The following is a 14,578-nucleotide window of genomic DNA, read 5'->3' as shown; positions in this document are numbered from 1 at the left end:
TCGTTTCCGAGAACGCAAGCCGGACAGAGCCGGCAAGCTTTCTTGCATTCTTCGTTTGCGACCACGACGCTGCGCTCAGTTCGGACCTGTCATCCGCAACAACGCCGGGAGAGAAATAGCCATGGAGAACACTTTGCCGACCGCACCGGCTCAGGCGTTACCAGGCGAGAGGAGGGTGAGCGACTTCAATTGGGAGCGGTACGCCGCTCTCTATTCCCGCACTGCGCTAGGCGCCGCCTTCCTCTCAGCTGTTGCTTCGCGGTTTGGGCTCTGGGACAAAAGCCTCGACCTTAGGCACTTTGCTGGTTTCATCCAATACACCGGCCAAGTGCTCGCGTTCCTACCTTCGGCACTCATTCCATCGCTTGCCTGGGCGGCCACCGCCGCGGAAGCAGGCCTCGGAATCCTCTTGATCCTGGGATTCTGGCCGCGCTCAATATCACTCGCGGCTGCCGCTCTGCTGGTCATGTTTGGTACCGCGATGGCAATCTCATTCGGTATCAAGTCACCCTTGGATTACTCGGTCTTTTCTGCGTCAGGAGCGGCGGTCCTGCTGTCATTGCACGCACGTCGGAACGCCGCGAACAGGCTGTGACTATCCGATAAGGAGAAACAGATATGGAATTGAAGCCAATTCGCCTCACCCTCATCATTGGGCTCTTGATCGCTGGCGCGAGCAGCGCAAAACTCAATGGTCAGCCCCATAATGATACCCAACTGCTGCAGGTACGCGATGCCGTCTGGCGCGCGTGGTTCTCAGACGATGAAAAGACTCTCAAAGCCCTGGTACCACCAGGCACCATCGTGATAAGCGGCGGTGAAGAGAAATGGAAGCATCAGGCCGAGGTCTTTCAATCCGCTGCAGATTTCCGTTCCGGCGGGAACCGACTGATCCGACTCGAATTTCCACATACCGAGGTTCAGCACTTCGGCGATGTAGCCATCGTGTGGAGCGACTATCTCGTTGAGACCGAATTACAAGGCAGGCGCTCAGTCTTCACCGGCCGTGCGAGCGAGATCTTCGTGCGTCAGAACAGTCAGTGGATCAACCCCGGTTGGCACACTGACTCAACCAAATAACCGCTGTTCTAAAAGCAGGAGAGGAATTGCATTATGGAAGTCGTGCGAGAAGAAAGCGTAACCATCGCCGGTGCCTACTACGAGGCGGTGAGCAAAAAAGAATCCGAGAGCGTAGCCACACTACTGCACCATGATGTCCGTTTGATCGGGCCGCTCGGGAACGCAGAAGGTAAAGAATCGGTCCTCCAGGCTGTCATGAGATTCGCGGGCCTTCTGAAGAGCCTGCGCGTGAACGTTAGCTTCGGCTCCGGGGATCAAGCCGTCGTGAATTATGATGTCGACTTTGGCGAGCCCTTCGGAGTCATCCGCTCTTTAGCGCTTATCTCACTCAAGGACAACCTCATCGCTCGTATTGAACTCTTCTTCGACGCGCGGCCCTTCGAGAAGTAGCCTGAAAGTTAGTGTCATTGAGCGACTCTGTATTGCAGACTTCCGCAAGCCCTGATGACATCCTGTGCTTTGAGAAACCTGGTCCGGTGGCCATCGCCGTGCCGCTTTTCACGGACTAAACTTCCTCAATCGACTAGAAGCCGCCCAAGTTTACGAATGGCAACGCACATTATCATGCGCGAAAAGAGGATCTAAAAACTCGCTGAGGGCATTGGTGATTTGGCAACAACTTAGTACAGTTGGCGGCTCACTGGCCTGGTTCCCAGTATGTTTTTGAACAGGCCACGTGTGTACCGCTCTTGAGTCGCGCCAGATAGCTTCCATCCGCTCGTACACGCAACTCCTCGATTGCATCCAGCCGCACCATCGAGCTCCTGCTGACGCGGGCGAAGACCGCAGGATCAAGCTGCTGCTGTAATCGATCCATCGTCGTGCGCAGAACAAACTCTCCCTTGCTGCTAAAGAGACGCGCGTAGTTGCGATCAGCGCCGATCCATTCAATGCTGTCCACCGGGAGCATGTATGCCAGACGCAGGCGTTCCACCAGGAAACGTCTCGTGTACGTGGGGCCACTCGCCAAGGTAAATCCCCATAGCCGTTCGCGTGCACGCTGGATGGCCTGAGAAAACCGTTCTTGCGCCACAGGCTTGACCAGGTAATCAATTGCTGCGACCTCAAATGCTTCGAGCGCATGCGCCTCTAGAGCGGTCAGAAAGATCGGCAGAATTTTCGGCAGATCGCCAATACCTTGCAACACCTCGAATCCTGATCCATCCGGCAGAAGAATATCCAGCAGCAACAGTTCAGGCTGTGTCCGGCGAATAGCAGCAATGGCCTCTGCACATGACCCGGCAGAACCACAGAGAATTAGATCACGCTCCGCCTCCAGCAGCCGCTTCACCTTGCGGAGTGCAGGAGGTTCGTCTTCCACCACGAAGACCCGGATCATGCCGGTATCTCCAGCTCTGAGATCGCGCCACCCTCAGCATGGGCGCTCAGCCGAAACACCGCCGCACCACCGTAGTAGCTCGCCAGACGTCGCTTTGTGTTCGTGAGACCCTGGCCCTCTTCGCCCTCCCAGACCGGCGAAAGCCCGGATCCGTGGTCTCGAATCCTGATCTCAATTCTTCGGTCCGAGAGCTCAATGTCGATCTGTATGTTCAGGTCCCCGGAACCGGGATCGTGTCCATACTTCACCGCATTTTCGATCAACGGTTGAAGCAGCAACGTGGGAATTTGAATCGCTTCTGCTTTGGGATCGCATTGAATGGAATAAGCGAGCTTACTCTCAAAGCGGGTCTGCATGATCTCCAGATATTGCCGTGCGAGCAGCAGTTCGTTGGCAATTGAGTTCAAGGGCGAGTCTGGCAAGCGTATCGTCGAGCGAAGAAACGTGCAAATGCGTTCCAGCATTAGGTCGGCCCGATCCACATCTTCATACATCAGCCCTGAGACAGCATTCAACGCGTTGAATAGGAAGTGCGGCTGCAACTGACGCGTCAGGCCATCGAGTCGTGCCATCGCCAGTTCCGACTCAATCGCACGGCTCCTCATCCAATTCCGATAGACCAGGTAGGCACCGGCCGCCAGGACATAGGTGATGATGTCCGCAGGAAACTCCATCAGATACCGCAGCGGCATCTTTCCGTAGTCGTAACCACCCAGACCAAACAAACGGAAAAGTAAGATGCGCGTGCCCCAGTTCCATGAGGTATGCAGTATGGAAAACAGAACGAGCAGGAGAGCGTGCTCGAGACAGGGAAAGATCGAGCGCCAGAACGGAACCCGTCGATATCCCCAAAGCAGCAACGGAAGCAAGACTGCCGTGCCGTAGACACCGGTTGCCTGCTCCACGACGATGACCTGCCAGTCGCTTGCCGACCCTCGCGCGAGCCGGTCGAGGCTCCGGTAGGCAAACTGCAACAGGACGGTGCCGGTGAAATAGAGAAAGAGGTAGAGCCGGATTCGCATCATCGACCGAGCCGGGGAACATGAACAAATTCCAAATAACCTGCAGAACCAGCTTTCAGCATAGTCGTAAGTAACCAGCGCTCTCGACCAAAACCACCCGCTTCGTCCCTGAAAACAGGTGGTTCGTCCCAACGTCGTGGATTACGGGCGCGCGAACCTGCAGAATCCTTTCATGGCACTGGCCCAGGAGCTGCGCGAAGATTCAAAGGTCGAGATTGTCTCCAGTGCTCCGGGAGGTCGGGATCTCTCTATCGACTATCTGCGCACAACGCTTACGTTGCTGGTCCTAGCCCACCACAGCTCGCTTGCGTACACGAGTTGGGCTCATTTCAATCGAGAGCACATTTTCCTGTCGACCGCCCCAATCGTCGATACGACGAGGTGGGCGTTCTTCGACTATGCGGAGAACTTCAACGACGTATTTTTCATGTCGCTGATGTTTCTTGTCTCAGGACTCTTCGTCTATCCCGCTCTGCGCAAGCACGGTACGCTTCGATTCCTCCGCGATCGTCTCCTCCGGCTCGGTGTCCCGTTCGTCTTCGCAGTCACCCTGCTAATGCCGATTGCGTATTACGCTTCGTGGCAACTCTCCGACAGGAATGCCGGTTTTTTCGATTTCTATGAGCGGCTGGCTCTGGCTGGCTTCGCCGCCGGGCCGCCTTGGTTCGTCTGGGTTCTGCTTTTCTTCGATGTTGTCCTCGCCCTAGCCCTGGCGCCCTTCCAGCTCGCGGTGCCTTTGGCAGAGCGCTCTATGCGGAGTTTGAGAAGGCACACGATTGCGGCAGTCTGCGGAGCCTTTGTCTTGTCGGCGATTACGTACCTGCCAATGCTCAAAATGTATGGATTTGGAACCTGGAGCCAATTCCTGACATCTCCCTTGTCATTTCAAGTCTCCCGCATTGGGCTCTACGCCCTCTGGTTTCTCTTTGGATTCTTGATCGGAGGAACCGGGCTCAACGACGGCATCCTCTCTCGCGAAGGCAGCCTCGCGCGACACTGGCCGCTTTGGGTCGCAGCCTGCATCCTCGCCTATAACGCACTATGGTTCGTTCCCAAGTGCCCTCTCCTGCACGGACTTTCAACCTTGACCCAAGGAGCGATCGAAGCGACGCTCTGGGTGGGGAGCTGTGTGATGAGTTCAGTCGGCTTTCTCGCCTTCTTTCGCGGAGCATCTTTACAAGCACGTTCATGGATGCTCTCGCTCAGCAAGAGCGCCTATGTGATGTACCTAGTGCATTACGTCTACATCACCTGGATGCAGCGGCTACTGCTCTACCGACCAATCCCTGCTGCACTTAAGTTCCTGTTCGTATTCCTTACCACGACACTGCTCAGTTGGCTGACCGCGCAATGTCTCTTACGAATACCCAAGCTTAAGAACATCCTTTGATATGTTGGCAAATGGCCGGCCTCCGGCTCTGCGGTTTCCTTGTATCTCCAAAAGCGATACATCGCGGACAGCGAGATCTAATTTGACGATAATAGGCCGGAGGCGCTCGTAGATTAGCTCTGGAAGTAACAGACCGTATCGGTCTCAGATCGAAGTGGGAGAACGATAATAGACTGGGACTACTCTAGCCGTGACTGTTGCAAACAAACAATTCGCGCGTGTCGAGCTTCAACCGGCCCAATTCGAGCATGCGTCGATCCTTCTGAATCTTCTTGAACTCTATTCGCACGATTTCAGCAAATTTTGCCGGGTAGACATCGGTGAGGATGGACGGTTCGGCTATGAATCGCTCCCGCTCTATTGGAGCGAACTCGATCGACATTCATTCCTGATCAGGGTCGATGGGAAGCTAGCAGGACTGGCTTTGGTGAAAAGGGGTTCAGAACTCTCTGGGAACGGAGCAGTCTGGGATATGGCGGAATTCTTTGTTCTTCGCCGCTATCGAAGGCATGGAATTGGGACGCACGCTGCGCATGCGATTTGGAAGCGCTTCCCAGGTCCCTGGGAGGTTCGCGTGATGGAATCTAATTCCTCGGCGCTCTTGTTCTGGGAGCGTGCGATCTCAGACTTTACTCGCGAGCCCGCCCCGTCTGTCTATGTTGATAAGGATGGTAGACATGGGCTCCTCTTCTCGTTTGAATCGGGAAGATTAACATAAGGCTAGAACCCAGTCTCATAAATACCCAAGGGCTGTGATCTGTTGCATTCTGGAGATGCTCTGAGCGGCTCCGCGTTCGGCCATGACTGGACGTTGGGAGTTGACCGAAGAACAGTGGGTGTTGGTTGAGCCGGTGCTTCGTCCGGCTCGTCGCGAAGATAACCGCGGACGTCCGTGGCACGAGACCCGTGCCGTGTTGAACCTGTTCGAACTGCAGGAGAGGCTCGGCCACAGCTCTCCGAATCGACGCGCCATTACACAAAGATCACGCCAACAAAGCTGGCCAAGTCTTACCAGGACGCTGGCTACTTCGCCCGAAACCTCCGGGCCGTCGAGGTCCTTATCGATCGGGATGCCGTTCGACGCGGAAGCTCGCCGGACGAGCCATGGAAGCTCTACGATCTCGGCCACGGCTACTGCTCTTACGACTTCTTCGATCAAGGCCTGCATCGAATGGCTTGTGCTCGTTGCGACTTCTACGTGCCATAGCAGTCCAGCAAGGCACAGAGCATTGAAGCGAAAGCCAACCTGCTACGACTTACTCAAGAGATTCCGCTAAACGAAGACGAACCGCCGGCCGTGGAGGACGGCATCGCCGGCCATGAGAGGCTCGTCGCCAAGCTTGTTTCATGCCCCACTCCAGCTCCAAATTATTACTGACGCGAAGCCGACATATCAATACCTATCCAGGCCGCCTCTAGTGAGATCTGGTACCAGCGAGGGTTGCGAACCGTCCGTCTTTGCACCAGCAATCCACGTCAGCAAAGCCTGCTGCACGCATCCAGGTCATCTGGTCTTCAACGGAAGCACAATGATCTTCCTGCTGTCGAAAGAGCGAATCGTTGATTTACTGTTCTGTAGCTCCAAGCGCCTTAACTTTGTGGAGCCATTCTCTTTTGTATCGTTTCTCCAGCGCGGGCGTGGAGCCAAGAACCTGTTCGGCATTCACGAACACGCCTCCTGGCGGGAGAATGTTCCTGATCGTCTCAAACAGAGTGCGCTTTGCATCATCCTTGAGGTGATGAATGGAAAGTGCTGAAACAACGGCGTGATACCGGCCTCGAATAGTTCCAACTGAATAGGCTCCGACCTCGAAGGTGGCTCGCTGGTCACCTGCGAACCGTTCCTTAGCTTTGTCGAGCATGGCTGCCGAAAGTTCGATGAGGTGAAAACTGGCATCCGGAAAACGTGTTCTCACGAGGGATGTAAGCAGCCCAGTCCCAGCGCCCAAGTTGAGAATCTCAGTAGTAGCGTTAGCGGGTACCAAATCCACGGCCCAGCGATAAAGGCCTCAAAGCCCGGAATGAGTCGGGAGCGGTTCGAATCATAAAGGCCAGCAGTAGAAGAAAAGGCGTGCTCAGTCGATAAGCTCACATCACCGAATATAAGCAGGCTTGATGCAATTCTCAAGGAACATAAGAAATACGAATGAAGGCATTTGGTCCGTCGCGCTCACGTCCCGACAAACGGTAGAACCCTATCAGGGCTGCCCCGCGCACGAAGCTGGACGTGCTGAGGAGACTGTCGGGGCAGTTTGATAGGGTCGTTTGAAGGAAGCCGCTGTCGTGGCGGATGCAGTGAGGTGCGATGGGATTTTGAAGCGCTCGTCGGGTCCGATTCCTCGCCGAGCAGGTACGGCGCCTGGAGAAGGTTGAACAGGAGAACCTGTCTGCTGCCTTGGTCACGATTCAAAAGCTAATTGATCGAATTAGTTAGCTGCACGTCCAAGTTCCCAAGGAGAGGACAATAAGTCACATACGAGGTGAAGTAGGGGCCAAGGATGTCTGTTTCCAGTGACGCTGGACGATCTGGTTACGATCTATGAGTGATTGCTGAATCTCGAAACCGTGTTCTGGTAAACGTCTCTTCGAGCGATTGGCGGTACATTTCATTGCCCCTGACGGTCGCGCGCGCATTGGTCCTTGGCTATTGCACGACACCGCCGAGGAGGTAGAAAAGCTCTTGGCGCGGGGGAATATCTCTACGGAACACCTTGAAGAGCATAGAACCAACATTCGGCGCTGGGGGGTTCTAGCGTTGTGTGGCAGCTCTCGGATCGCTAGCTCGTGCAGCTCATCGAGCGAGGGGAGGGATGGCCGTGGAATGATTACGAAATGCGGAAGATGAAACAGGAAGGGAACTATCCGCCTCGTCGTCTTGCCTACCGTTCAAAGCTGACGGAAAGATCGTCTCTGGGCTAGCGTTCCGGCGTCAGACACTACCTAGCCCCGGGCACCACCAAATCGGCAATGAATTTCTTCCTTGATATATTCCATGATTGGCATATATTAACCCCGTGCCCCAAATCGCCCATCCCGCTGACGTCTTCGCCGCCATCGCCGAACCCCGACGACGCGACGTCATCGCCATCCTCTCGGACGGTCACGAGTACGCCGTCAACGAGATCATCCTCCGCATCAACCTTCCTCAGCCCGCCGTCTCCAAACACCTTGCCATCCTGCGCAAAGCTGGCGTAGTCTCGGCATCCACACGCGGTCAGCACCGCATGTACCGCCTCAACCCCGAAGGCCTGAAGCCGGTCCGCGAGTGGATGAAGACCTTCGAACGCCATTGGAACCACCAGATCGACCAGATCAAACTTCGCTCCGAACGCAGGGCCCTTGAACGCTTAATCCGCTTCGAAGACACCCCAGAGAAGTAAGGAGAACCCATGCCAGCCATCGTGAAGGAAGGCGTCGTTCAAGCCTTCGAGATCGTCCGCCAAGAGGAGATCGCAGCCCCCATCGACATCGTCTTCGAGACCATCCTCGAGCAGATGGGTCCGCTGAACTCCACACCCGAAAAGCCCATGCCGATGGTGCTCGAAGCGTGGCCTGGTGGCCGATGGTACCGCGATCTCGGCAACGACACCGGCCACTTTTGGGGCCACGTCCAGGCCATCAAATCGCCCTTGCTGCTCGAGATCTCCGGCCCGCTTTTCATGTCCACGCCCGCCGTCTCCAACGTCCAGTACCGTCTCACCGAGGTCGACGGCCTCACCCACATGCGTTTCATTCACCGCGCCATGGGCTGGATCGGCGAGTCGGATCGCGGCGTCGAATCCGGCTGGGGCCAACTCATCGATCGCATCCAAGCAGCCGCCGCCGAACGAGCGGCAAACCGGGCAGAGAGATAGCCATGTGCCCCTTCTGCATGGCCACCAGCCTATGGATCGCGGCCGGCGCCGTCTCCACCGGCGGCCTCTCTTTACTCGTCGTCACCAAATTCTGTAACAGCAAAAAACCCGAACAAAGAGGGAAGCATGACCAACAGCCAGCCAAGCAATGAGCAGATCGCAAACATGAAGAAGCCTCCGGTAGTCTCACCCCAGGAGTGGCAGAAGTCGTGGGAAGAGCTGCTGGTCAAAGAGAAGGAACTCACCCGCTCCCGCGACGCTCTAGCCGCCGCCCGCCGTCGCATGCCCTGGGTCGCCGTCGAAAAGCCCTACACCTTCGAAGGTCCACAGGGCACCCTTTCGCTCCTCGATCTCTTCGAGGGCCGTCGCCAGCTGGTCCTCTACCGCGCCTTCTTCGATCCCGACGTCCACGGCTGGCCCGATCACGCCTGCGTCGGCTGCTCCCTCGGAGCCGACCAGGTCTCGCACCTCTCCCATCTTCATCAGCGCGACACCACCCTCGCCTACGCCTCCCGAGGCTCGCAGGAGAACATCGCCCGCCTCAAGGACCGCATGGGCTGGCAGAAGATTCCCTGGTACACCATCACCAGCGACTACGACATCGACTTCGGTGTAGACCAATGGCACGGCCACAACGTCTTCTTCCGCGACGAGAACGACCGCATCTTCCGCACGTACTTCATCAACAACCGCGGCGACGAAGCCATGGGCAGCCTCTGGAGCTATCTCGACATCACCCCGCTCGGCCGCCAGGAAGACTGGGAAGACTCACCCGAGGGCTACCCCAAAACCCCACGTTACAAGTGGTGGAGCTGGCACGACACCTACGGCAACAAGGACGCCAAATGGCACGATGTCGTCGACAGCGCCATGGTCGAACTCAAGCTATGACTGCATTACCCGCGTGCGAGAAGAGCTTGATCGTGCTCACCAGCTGCGCCGTCACCTTGTGGTCGTACTCCACGTCGTCGCCGCCCTCGCGATACAGCTCGTGACCAGACTTAATGATCTGGAGCCGGTTCGGCCTCAACCCCGCAACCACCTCGAAGTTCCAGTCCGTATCGTCTGGCCGCACGTGCGTATAACCGGCTCGCGCTGCTACATACCATCGTGGCGATAGCACCCGCTTCGCCTCCACGTACCTCGCCTGCTCACGAACCGTCGGCTCCGTTTGGTGAACGACTACCAAGCGCAACCCGTGTCCGAGAAATCCGACTGCGTACACGTCGTCATAAGGAAGAGGCTGTGAGGCTGTCAAGGACGTGACCGACATGTCCAACAGCGTAGAACCATCTTCTGCATTGGCAACTCCGTCGCGGATGTCTGAGAGCATTTGCTTGGCTGCCTGCGAGTGAGACTGTTCCAAAAGCGCGAAATCTTCCACATACCTCGCGGAGCCCTCTTCGTAGAGATCTGCGAACAAGTGCTCCGAATTCAAACAGGATGCCATTGATGAAGTCGTAGCTTGGTTGATTTTTGCCCGGCGCTCTGCCGCATAAAATCCTTGAACCGCGTGATACATCTCATGGACGGTCGTACTTCTCGCGACTACAAGGTCGTCGACGACGCCAATGTTGAGAAAGAATGAGGTATCACCAAAGGCATAACCACCTCCATCTCTAGAGGCAACAACATAACCATCGAGATGACTGTCCGCCTTCGGTGATGTGAATAAGGCGATGCGGCTTTCAATGGGCTTTTGAAAGTTCGCCGTATTTGCCTGGATTGCGTCGAGCAGCGCGGTAAGTTTGGGTATTTTGGGCTTCACTTGATCGAATCCGATGGCCTAGCTCTGCTAGACCGTGGGCCGTTTGCCCATGAGCTGCCGAGTAGAGGGCGTCCGCGAAGCTTTGAGCGGTCGCGGGTATCTTGAATTTCTGAAGCTTCCGAATGACAGCCTGGTTGCCGTACATCATCGCTACCGCTTTGGCCTCCTCCCTACTAAGGGCCTGGTTTTGAAGTGCCTTAATCGTGGTTTGTCTTCTCCTGTATGTATGGTGACGGTAGTCTCTGCGGAGAACTCAACGGGTGCTACCAAGAAAAGGGCGGCTATGAAAACATGCAGGAGAAGTGAAATCATGGCGGTTCTCTCTTCAAGTCGTGATGAATTGCGCCGGTTCACAGCACCAGACCACCTCTGAGATGATTTGGAGGCATTGATGGACAAAGAGGGAGAGATAATTTTCATTTGACGAACTCGGTCCGCCCCGAATCTGACGAACGAACTATAGCGTCGATGAAACGGTGAATTCGTACCGCCTTGAAGAACCCGGGCGCATGACCTAATGCGCTTCCCATGGTCCCGGCATGGGCCGCATACAAATAGAAGAGATCCTGGACGCTTGCGTCGAGACCCGACGCAGCTGGCAGCTTGTATTGTCCGGGACGGACAAAGCCTTGAGCGTCTTTCCAGTACCCTGTGCGCCGAAGATCCGGTTATCGAGAACATTCCCGTAGAGTTTCTCGTTTGTAACCCGCAGGTCTCCATCAGTGCTTGTGAATCGATCCGCAGCCCGGAGCCGTTGTTCTTTCCGCCTTCGATTTGCGCCGAATACAAAGCCCCATTGGTAAGATAGCTCTGCGCGAGGACAGCATCCGGATTTTTATTTGAAAAACTTTGAACCTTCTCACTGAGGGTGAGCTTAGGAAATTGCGACACCACAATCCCATTGACAGTGCTCGGAGGGGTGGAATGCCCGGTATTTTCTGTACCAGTTAGGAACGATAAAACTGGTATTGAGAGGATCCTTCGATGGCACGAGGCAAGAAGCATACGGCAGAGCAGATTGTGAACCTGCTGCGGCAGGTTGAGGTCGGCGTGGCGAACGGCAGGACGTTGCCGCTGGCGTGTAAAGAAGCCGAGATCGTGGAACAGACGTACTACCGTTGGCGTCGGGAGTTCGGTGGGTTGAAGGTGGACCAGGCTCGACGGCTGAAGGAACTGGAGCTTGAGAACGCGAAGCTGACGCGTCTGGTGGCGAACCTGAGCCTTGAGAAGCTGGTGTTGAAGGACATCGCGGAGGGAAACTTCTAAGCCCTGAACGGCGTCGTTGTGCGGTGAGCCATGCGCGTGAAGCACATGGGCTGAGCGAGCGGCGTGCGTGCCTGGTGGTGAAGCAGCCACGAGGCACGCAACGCTACCGTCCGACACAGCGGGACGATGAAGAGGAACTCACCCGGGCGATCGTGAGCCTGGCCAGCCAGTACGGGCGCTATGGTTATCGACGCATCACAGCACTCTTACGACGAGCAGCCTGGAACGTCGGCAAGGATCGGGTGGAGAGGATCTGGCGTCGTGAGGGGCTGAAGGTTCCAAAGAAGCAGAAGCCAAGAGGACGTTTATGGCTCAACGACGGGTCGTGCGTACGGCTTCGCCCCGAGCACGCGAACCATGTCTGGAGCTACGACTTCGTGAGCGCTAAGACCATGATGGAAGGACAGTGAGGATGCTGAACCTGATCGATGAGCACACCCGAGAAAGCTTGCTTGTACGTCCGGAGCGGCGTTGGTCGAGCGCGAAGGTGATCGAGGCGCTGGCTGATGTAATAGTGATAAAGGGTGTGCCGGAACATATACGGTCAGACAACGGCCCTGAGTTCGTGGCTCGAGATCTTCGCCAGTGGCTAGCGGCCACCGGAGCCAGGACGTTGTACATCGAACCTGGAATTCCGTGGGAGAACGGCTACTGCGAATCGTTTAACTCGAAGCTCCGCGATGAGTTCCTCAACGGAGAGATCTTCTACTCGCTCAAGGAGGTGCAGGTGCTGGCCGAACGCTGGCGCATCCACTACAAAACCATCCGTCCATACTCCTCACTCGGCTACCGATCGCCCGCTCCAAAGACGTGGCAGCCCGAGATCAAAACAGGGTATGGAGAAGTGGAAAGCAGAGTGCGCTTCCCACTTCCCCACACCCTCGACGGCGGCTACTTGAACTCAAAAGAAGCTGCGCTAACCTAACAAGCTAACCGGCACAAAAGATCGGGCACTGCACTGCCTGCCAGGGGTGGAGGTCGACTCAGCAGTTGGGCTGCGGTGAGCCGTTCGACGACGCGCATGGTTGCGCCGCAGAGCGGGCACTTGGGAAGAACGGTTGATCGTGCTGGCTGTTGGGGCTGCGGGGCAGATGGATCCGCTGCACTGCCGAGTAGGCTGAAGCACATTGGGACTGGTTCAGAATGCGCACCTCTTCGCCACTCTGCAATCCTATCCCTAACGCTTAGATTTTACGCTGCCTGTTTGACATGGGATGAATGGCATGAGCGCTGTCTCTGAAGCGTCCATGCTCCCGTCGAGGGAATCTCGGGTACGCTTTGGCAATTTGATAAATATTAGCCCCCTCGAGCTACGGAGCAGGCCTTTCAGTTCAGAATCTTGAATTGCATTCCATCGCATGAGTGCGATCCAATACAGACGCGCTCGATAGGGAGCTGCGATCACCCCTTCTCTTTCGATAAGCTCGTGAAAGCGTTCGGGGCCAGCGGCCAAAGAGAGAACCGCGCTGCCGTCTTCTTCAAAGTCGATTTGGGAGAACATCTTCCCACCTACCGACTGATCTCCAACCCGGAAAACAAGTTTGTTGCCCCTCCGCGTTGTCTCGCTGACGCTTTCAACCACATGCGGCGGAGACAAGAGAAAGGTGCGTGCGCTTTCGGCGTCCATGCTTTCAGTATGAATTACTGCGGCCTCGTTGGGTTCATACCCAAAGAGGTAAAACCGCGTAGGCGACTGGAACCGCGGTTTCAGACAGTACAGACCTGATTGTGGTGCCGGCAGCTGGCCAAATTGCACAGATTCCCGCGCTATATGTAGGTTCAACTACAGCTAAGCTGGGGAACGTCTTCTACAGAATCACTTTTTCTGTCGTCGAGCCCGATTGCTCGCATAAGAGGAATCTTCAATGCTTTCTAAGGTGCATCCATCACGCATAGGCGTGGACTACTTTGCAGTCACCCGGCGCCGCGCCTTGGCTTGGGCATCGCTGCTAGCTTCGGGGTTGATAACCAATTTGACGGCGGAGGCTCCTATCAAGATGCTACAAGTTATGGGAACTGGAAGTGGTCGAGTCAACTCGTCAGGCGGGGGCCGTGGCGACGGTCGGACTACGCAGCAAGTCGCAGCAGACTCCAGCGCTGTCACCGACGTAATCCTGCGCGAGCGCTTGGCCCGGGAGACCCACAACGCGACGGATGAGGCAGCTTGCTTTCATCCCGATGCAGTCGTTGAAGTCTCCTGGTTCAAGGGAAGTGCCGCCAAGTTTATCGAGGCGGTAAAAAACAACCATGACACGGAAACCGTCCATTTCGATTCTATGAGCCCCGGCGTCGTCTGGCTCAAGAACGATCGCGCAATTGCCGACACAGCATGTGCCGTTCATACCTTTTCACTTTTGGACGGCATCGAGGTCAGCACTACGAGCTATACGCGCTTGTTGTGCGGGTCCAGCGGTTTGAGGGAAAGTGGCTCATTTGTGGTCTTCGCGGCATCTACATTCGGGATATGCTGATCCCGCGCGATCCTACCAAGGTGCCAAAATTAGATGAAGCGAAGCTTCGTGGGTTCCGCCCTCCTATCGTTTCCTTAGCTACATTCTCACCGCGAACGGGGCCCCTCCTCACAACGATCTGCCAGGCGTCGATCAACCTGAGTTGGTCGCCGCTGTACGGGCCGCCGAGCGCGAGTGGCTGGAGCAGGGATAGGCACGGATTGCTCAGTTATCCCACCCGGCCTTCGCTTGCCGTGCGCGTTAGGAAGTGATGTTCTGAGTTCGCTACCACATCCAGTTCTGCGGCAGCGATCGAATGACGCAGCAACGCGGCCACAGGATAGCGCTTCTCAGCGGGCAGAGCACAGAGGACTGGCATCCATGTTTGGCATCCATCGTGCAAGGAAAA

General features: G+C 56.2%; 15 protein-coding genes and 1 pseudogene. 10 read left to right on the top strand and 6 right to left on the bottom strand.

Annotated features, from left to right (window positions below):
• Positions 1-121: 121 nt before the first annotated feature.
• From GRAN_RS06925 to GRAN_RS06915, 3 genes are read left to right on the top strand one after another with little or no spacing between them, the layout of a single operon-like run.
• Positions 122-595 carry a MauE/DoxX family redox-associated membrane protein gene (locus GRAN_RS06925; protein ID WP_128912202.1) on the top strand — a complete coding sequence of 158 codons (474 nt, stop codon included), beginning with the start codon at positions 122-124 and terminating at the stop codon, positions 593-595.
• 23 nt (positions 596-618) lie between these two features.
• Entirely contained in the window at positions 619-1,080 is a 462-nt protein-coding gene (locus tag GRAN_RS06920; RefSeq protein ID WP_128912201.1) for a nuclear transport factor 2 family protein, read from the top strand.
• Positions 1,081-1,113: 33 nt separating this feature from the next.
• On the top strand, positions 1,114-1,470 hold the full coding sequence (locus GRAN_RS06915; protein ID WP_128912200.1) for a nuclear transport factor 2 family protein: 357 nt from the start codon (positions 1,114-1,116) through the stop codon (positions 1,468-1,470).
• A gap of 247 nt (positions 1,471-1,717) precedes the next feature.
• Here GRAN_RS06915 and GRAN_RS06910 read toward each other — a convergent pair whose 3' ends face one another.
• Both GRAN_RS06910 and GRAN_RS06905 read right to left on the bottom strand, forming a co-directional pair.
• The gene (locus GRAN_RS06910) at positions 1,718-2,419 is read right to left on the bottom strand and encodes a LytR/AlgR family response regulator transcription factor (RefSeq protein ID WP_128912199.1); all 702 of its coding nucleotides are present in this window, start codon (positions 2,417-2,419) and stop codon (positions 1,718-1,720) included.
• The gene (locus GRAN_RS06905; RefSeq protein WP_128912198.1) at positions 2,416-3,573 is read right to left on the bottom strand and encodes a sensor histidine kinase; all 1,158 of its coding nucleotides are present in this window, start codon (positions 3,571-3,573) and stop codon (positions 2,416-2,418) included. The genes GRAN_RS06910 and GRAN_RS06905 overlap by 4 nt, the downstream gene beginning before the upstream one ends.
• Positions 3,574-3,613: 40 nt before the next feature.
• Here GRAN_RS06905 and GRAN_RS06900 point away from each other — a divergent pair, with 40 nt between their 5' ends.
• Positions 3,614-4,831, top strand: a complete 1,218-nt coding sequence (locus tag GRAN_RS06900) for an acyltransferase family protein (protein ID WP_128912197.1) — start codon at positions 3,614-3,616, stop codon at positions 4,829-4,831.
• Positions 4,832-5,015: 184 nt separating this feature from the next.
• Here the strand turns inward: GRAN_RS06900 and GRAN_RS26080 are convergent, their stop codons facing one another.
• On the bottom strand, positions 5,016-5,213 hold the full coding sequence (locus GRAN_RS26080) for a hypothetical protein (protein ID WP_241654499.1): 198 nt from the start codon (positions 5,211-5,213) through the stop codon (positions 5,016-5,018).
• On the opposite strand from GRAN_RS26080, the gene GRAN_RS06895 reads away from it, so the two are divergent.
• Positions 5,148-5,549 (top strand): GNAT family N-acetyltransferase, encoded by a 402-nt coding sequence (locus GRAN_RS06895; RefSeq protein ID WP_241654483.1) that lies wholly within the window; start codon positions 5,148-5,150, stop codon positions 5,547-5,549. The two genes, GRAN_RS26080 and GRAN_RS06895, sit on opposite strands and share 66 nt — an antisense overlap.
• A gap of 847 nt (positions 5,550-6,396) precedes the next feature.
• On the opposite strand, the gene GRAN_RS26950 is transcribed toward GRAN_RS06895, so the two are convergent.
• Complete coding sequence (locus GRAN_RS26950; RefSeq protein WP_128912195.1) at positions 6,397-6,822, bottom strand: class I SAM-dependent methyltransferase; 426 nt, start codon at positions 6,820-6,822, stop codon at positions 6,397-6,399.
• Positions 6,823-7,845: 1,023 nt separating this feature from the next.
• Between GRAN_RS26950 and GRAN_RS06885 the strand changes: the two genes are divergently transcribed.
• From GRAN_RS06885 to GRAN_RS06875, 3 genes are all read left to right on the top strand, one after another.
• Positions 7,846-8,211: an ArsR/SmtB family transcription factor gene (locus GRAN_RS06885; protein WP_128912194.1), complete on the top strand. Its 366-nt coding sequence runs from the start codon at positions 7,846-7,848 to the stop codon at positions 8,209-8,211.
• A 9-nt stretch (positions 8,212-8,220) separates the two neighbouring features.
• Complete coding sequence (locus GRAN_RS06880) at positions 8,221-8,685, top strand: SRPBCC family protein (RefSeq protein WP_128912193.1); 465 nt, start codon at positions 8,221-8,223, stop codon at positions 8,683-8,685.
• 126 nt (positions 8,686-8,811) lie between these two features.
• The gene (locus GRAN_RS06875) at positions 8,812-9,576 is read left to right on the top strand and encodes a DUF899 domain-containing protein (protein WP_128912192.1); all 765 of its coding nucleotides are present in this window, start codon (positions 8,812-8,814) and stop codon (positions 9,574-9,576) included.
• On the opposite strand, the gene GRAN_RS06870 is transcribed toward GRAN_RS06875, so the two are convergent.
• On the bottom strand, positions 9,566-10,453 hold the full coding sequence (locus GRAN_RS06870; protein ID WP_128912191.1) for a hypothetical protein: 888 nt from the start codon (positions 10,451-10,453) through the stop codon (positions 9,566-9,568). The two genes, GRAN_RS06875 and GRAN_RS06870, sit on opposite strands and share 11 nt — an antisense overlap.
• 984 nt (positions 10,454-11,437) lie before the next feature.
• On the opposite strand from GRAN_RS06870, the pseudogene GRAN_RS06865 reads away from it, so the two are divergent.
• Positions 11,438-12,644 (top strand): annotated as a pseudogene (locus tag GRAN_RS06865) (IS3 family transposase).
• 252 nt (positions 12,645-12,896) lie between these two features.
• Here the strand turns inward: GRAN_RS06865 and GRAN_RS06860 are convergent.
• Positions 12,897-13,346 carry an MmcQ/YjbR family DNA-binding protein gene (locus GRAN_RS06860; RefSeq protein ID WP_128912190.1) on the bottom strand — a complete coding sequence of 150 codons (450 nt, stop codon included), beginning with the start codon at positions 13,344-13,346 and terminating at the stop codon, positions 12,897-12,899.
• Positions 13,347-13,584: 238 nt separating this feature from the next.
• Between GRAN_RS06860 and GRAN_RS25855 the strand changes: the two genes are divergently transcribed.
• Positions 13,585-14,190, top strand: coding sequence for a hypothetical protein (locus GRAN_RS25855; protein ID WP_206662713.1), 606 nt, complete (start codon positions 13,585-13,587; stop codon positions 14,188-14,190).
• Positions 14,191-14,578 lie beyond the last annotated feature (388 nt).

The organism is Granulicella sibirica (assembly GCF_004115155.1).
GTDB classification, from domain to species: Bacteria; Acidobacteriota; Terriglobia; order Terriglobales; family Acidobacteriaceae; genus Edaphobacter; species Edaphobacter sibiricus.
The sequence above is the reverse complement of the archived record's forward strand: the minus strand, read 5'-3'. Positions and strand labels throughout refer to the sequence as shown.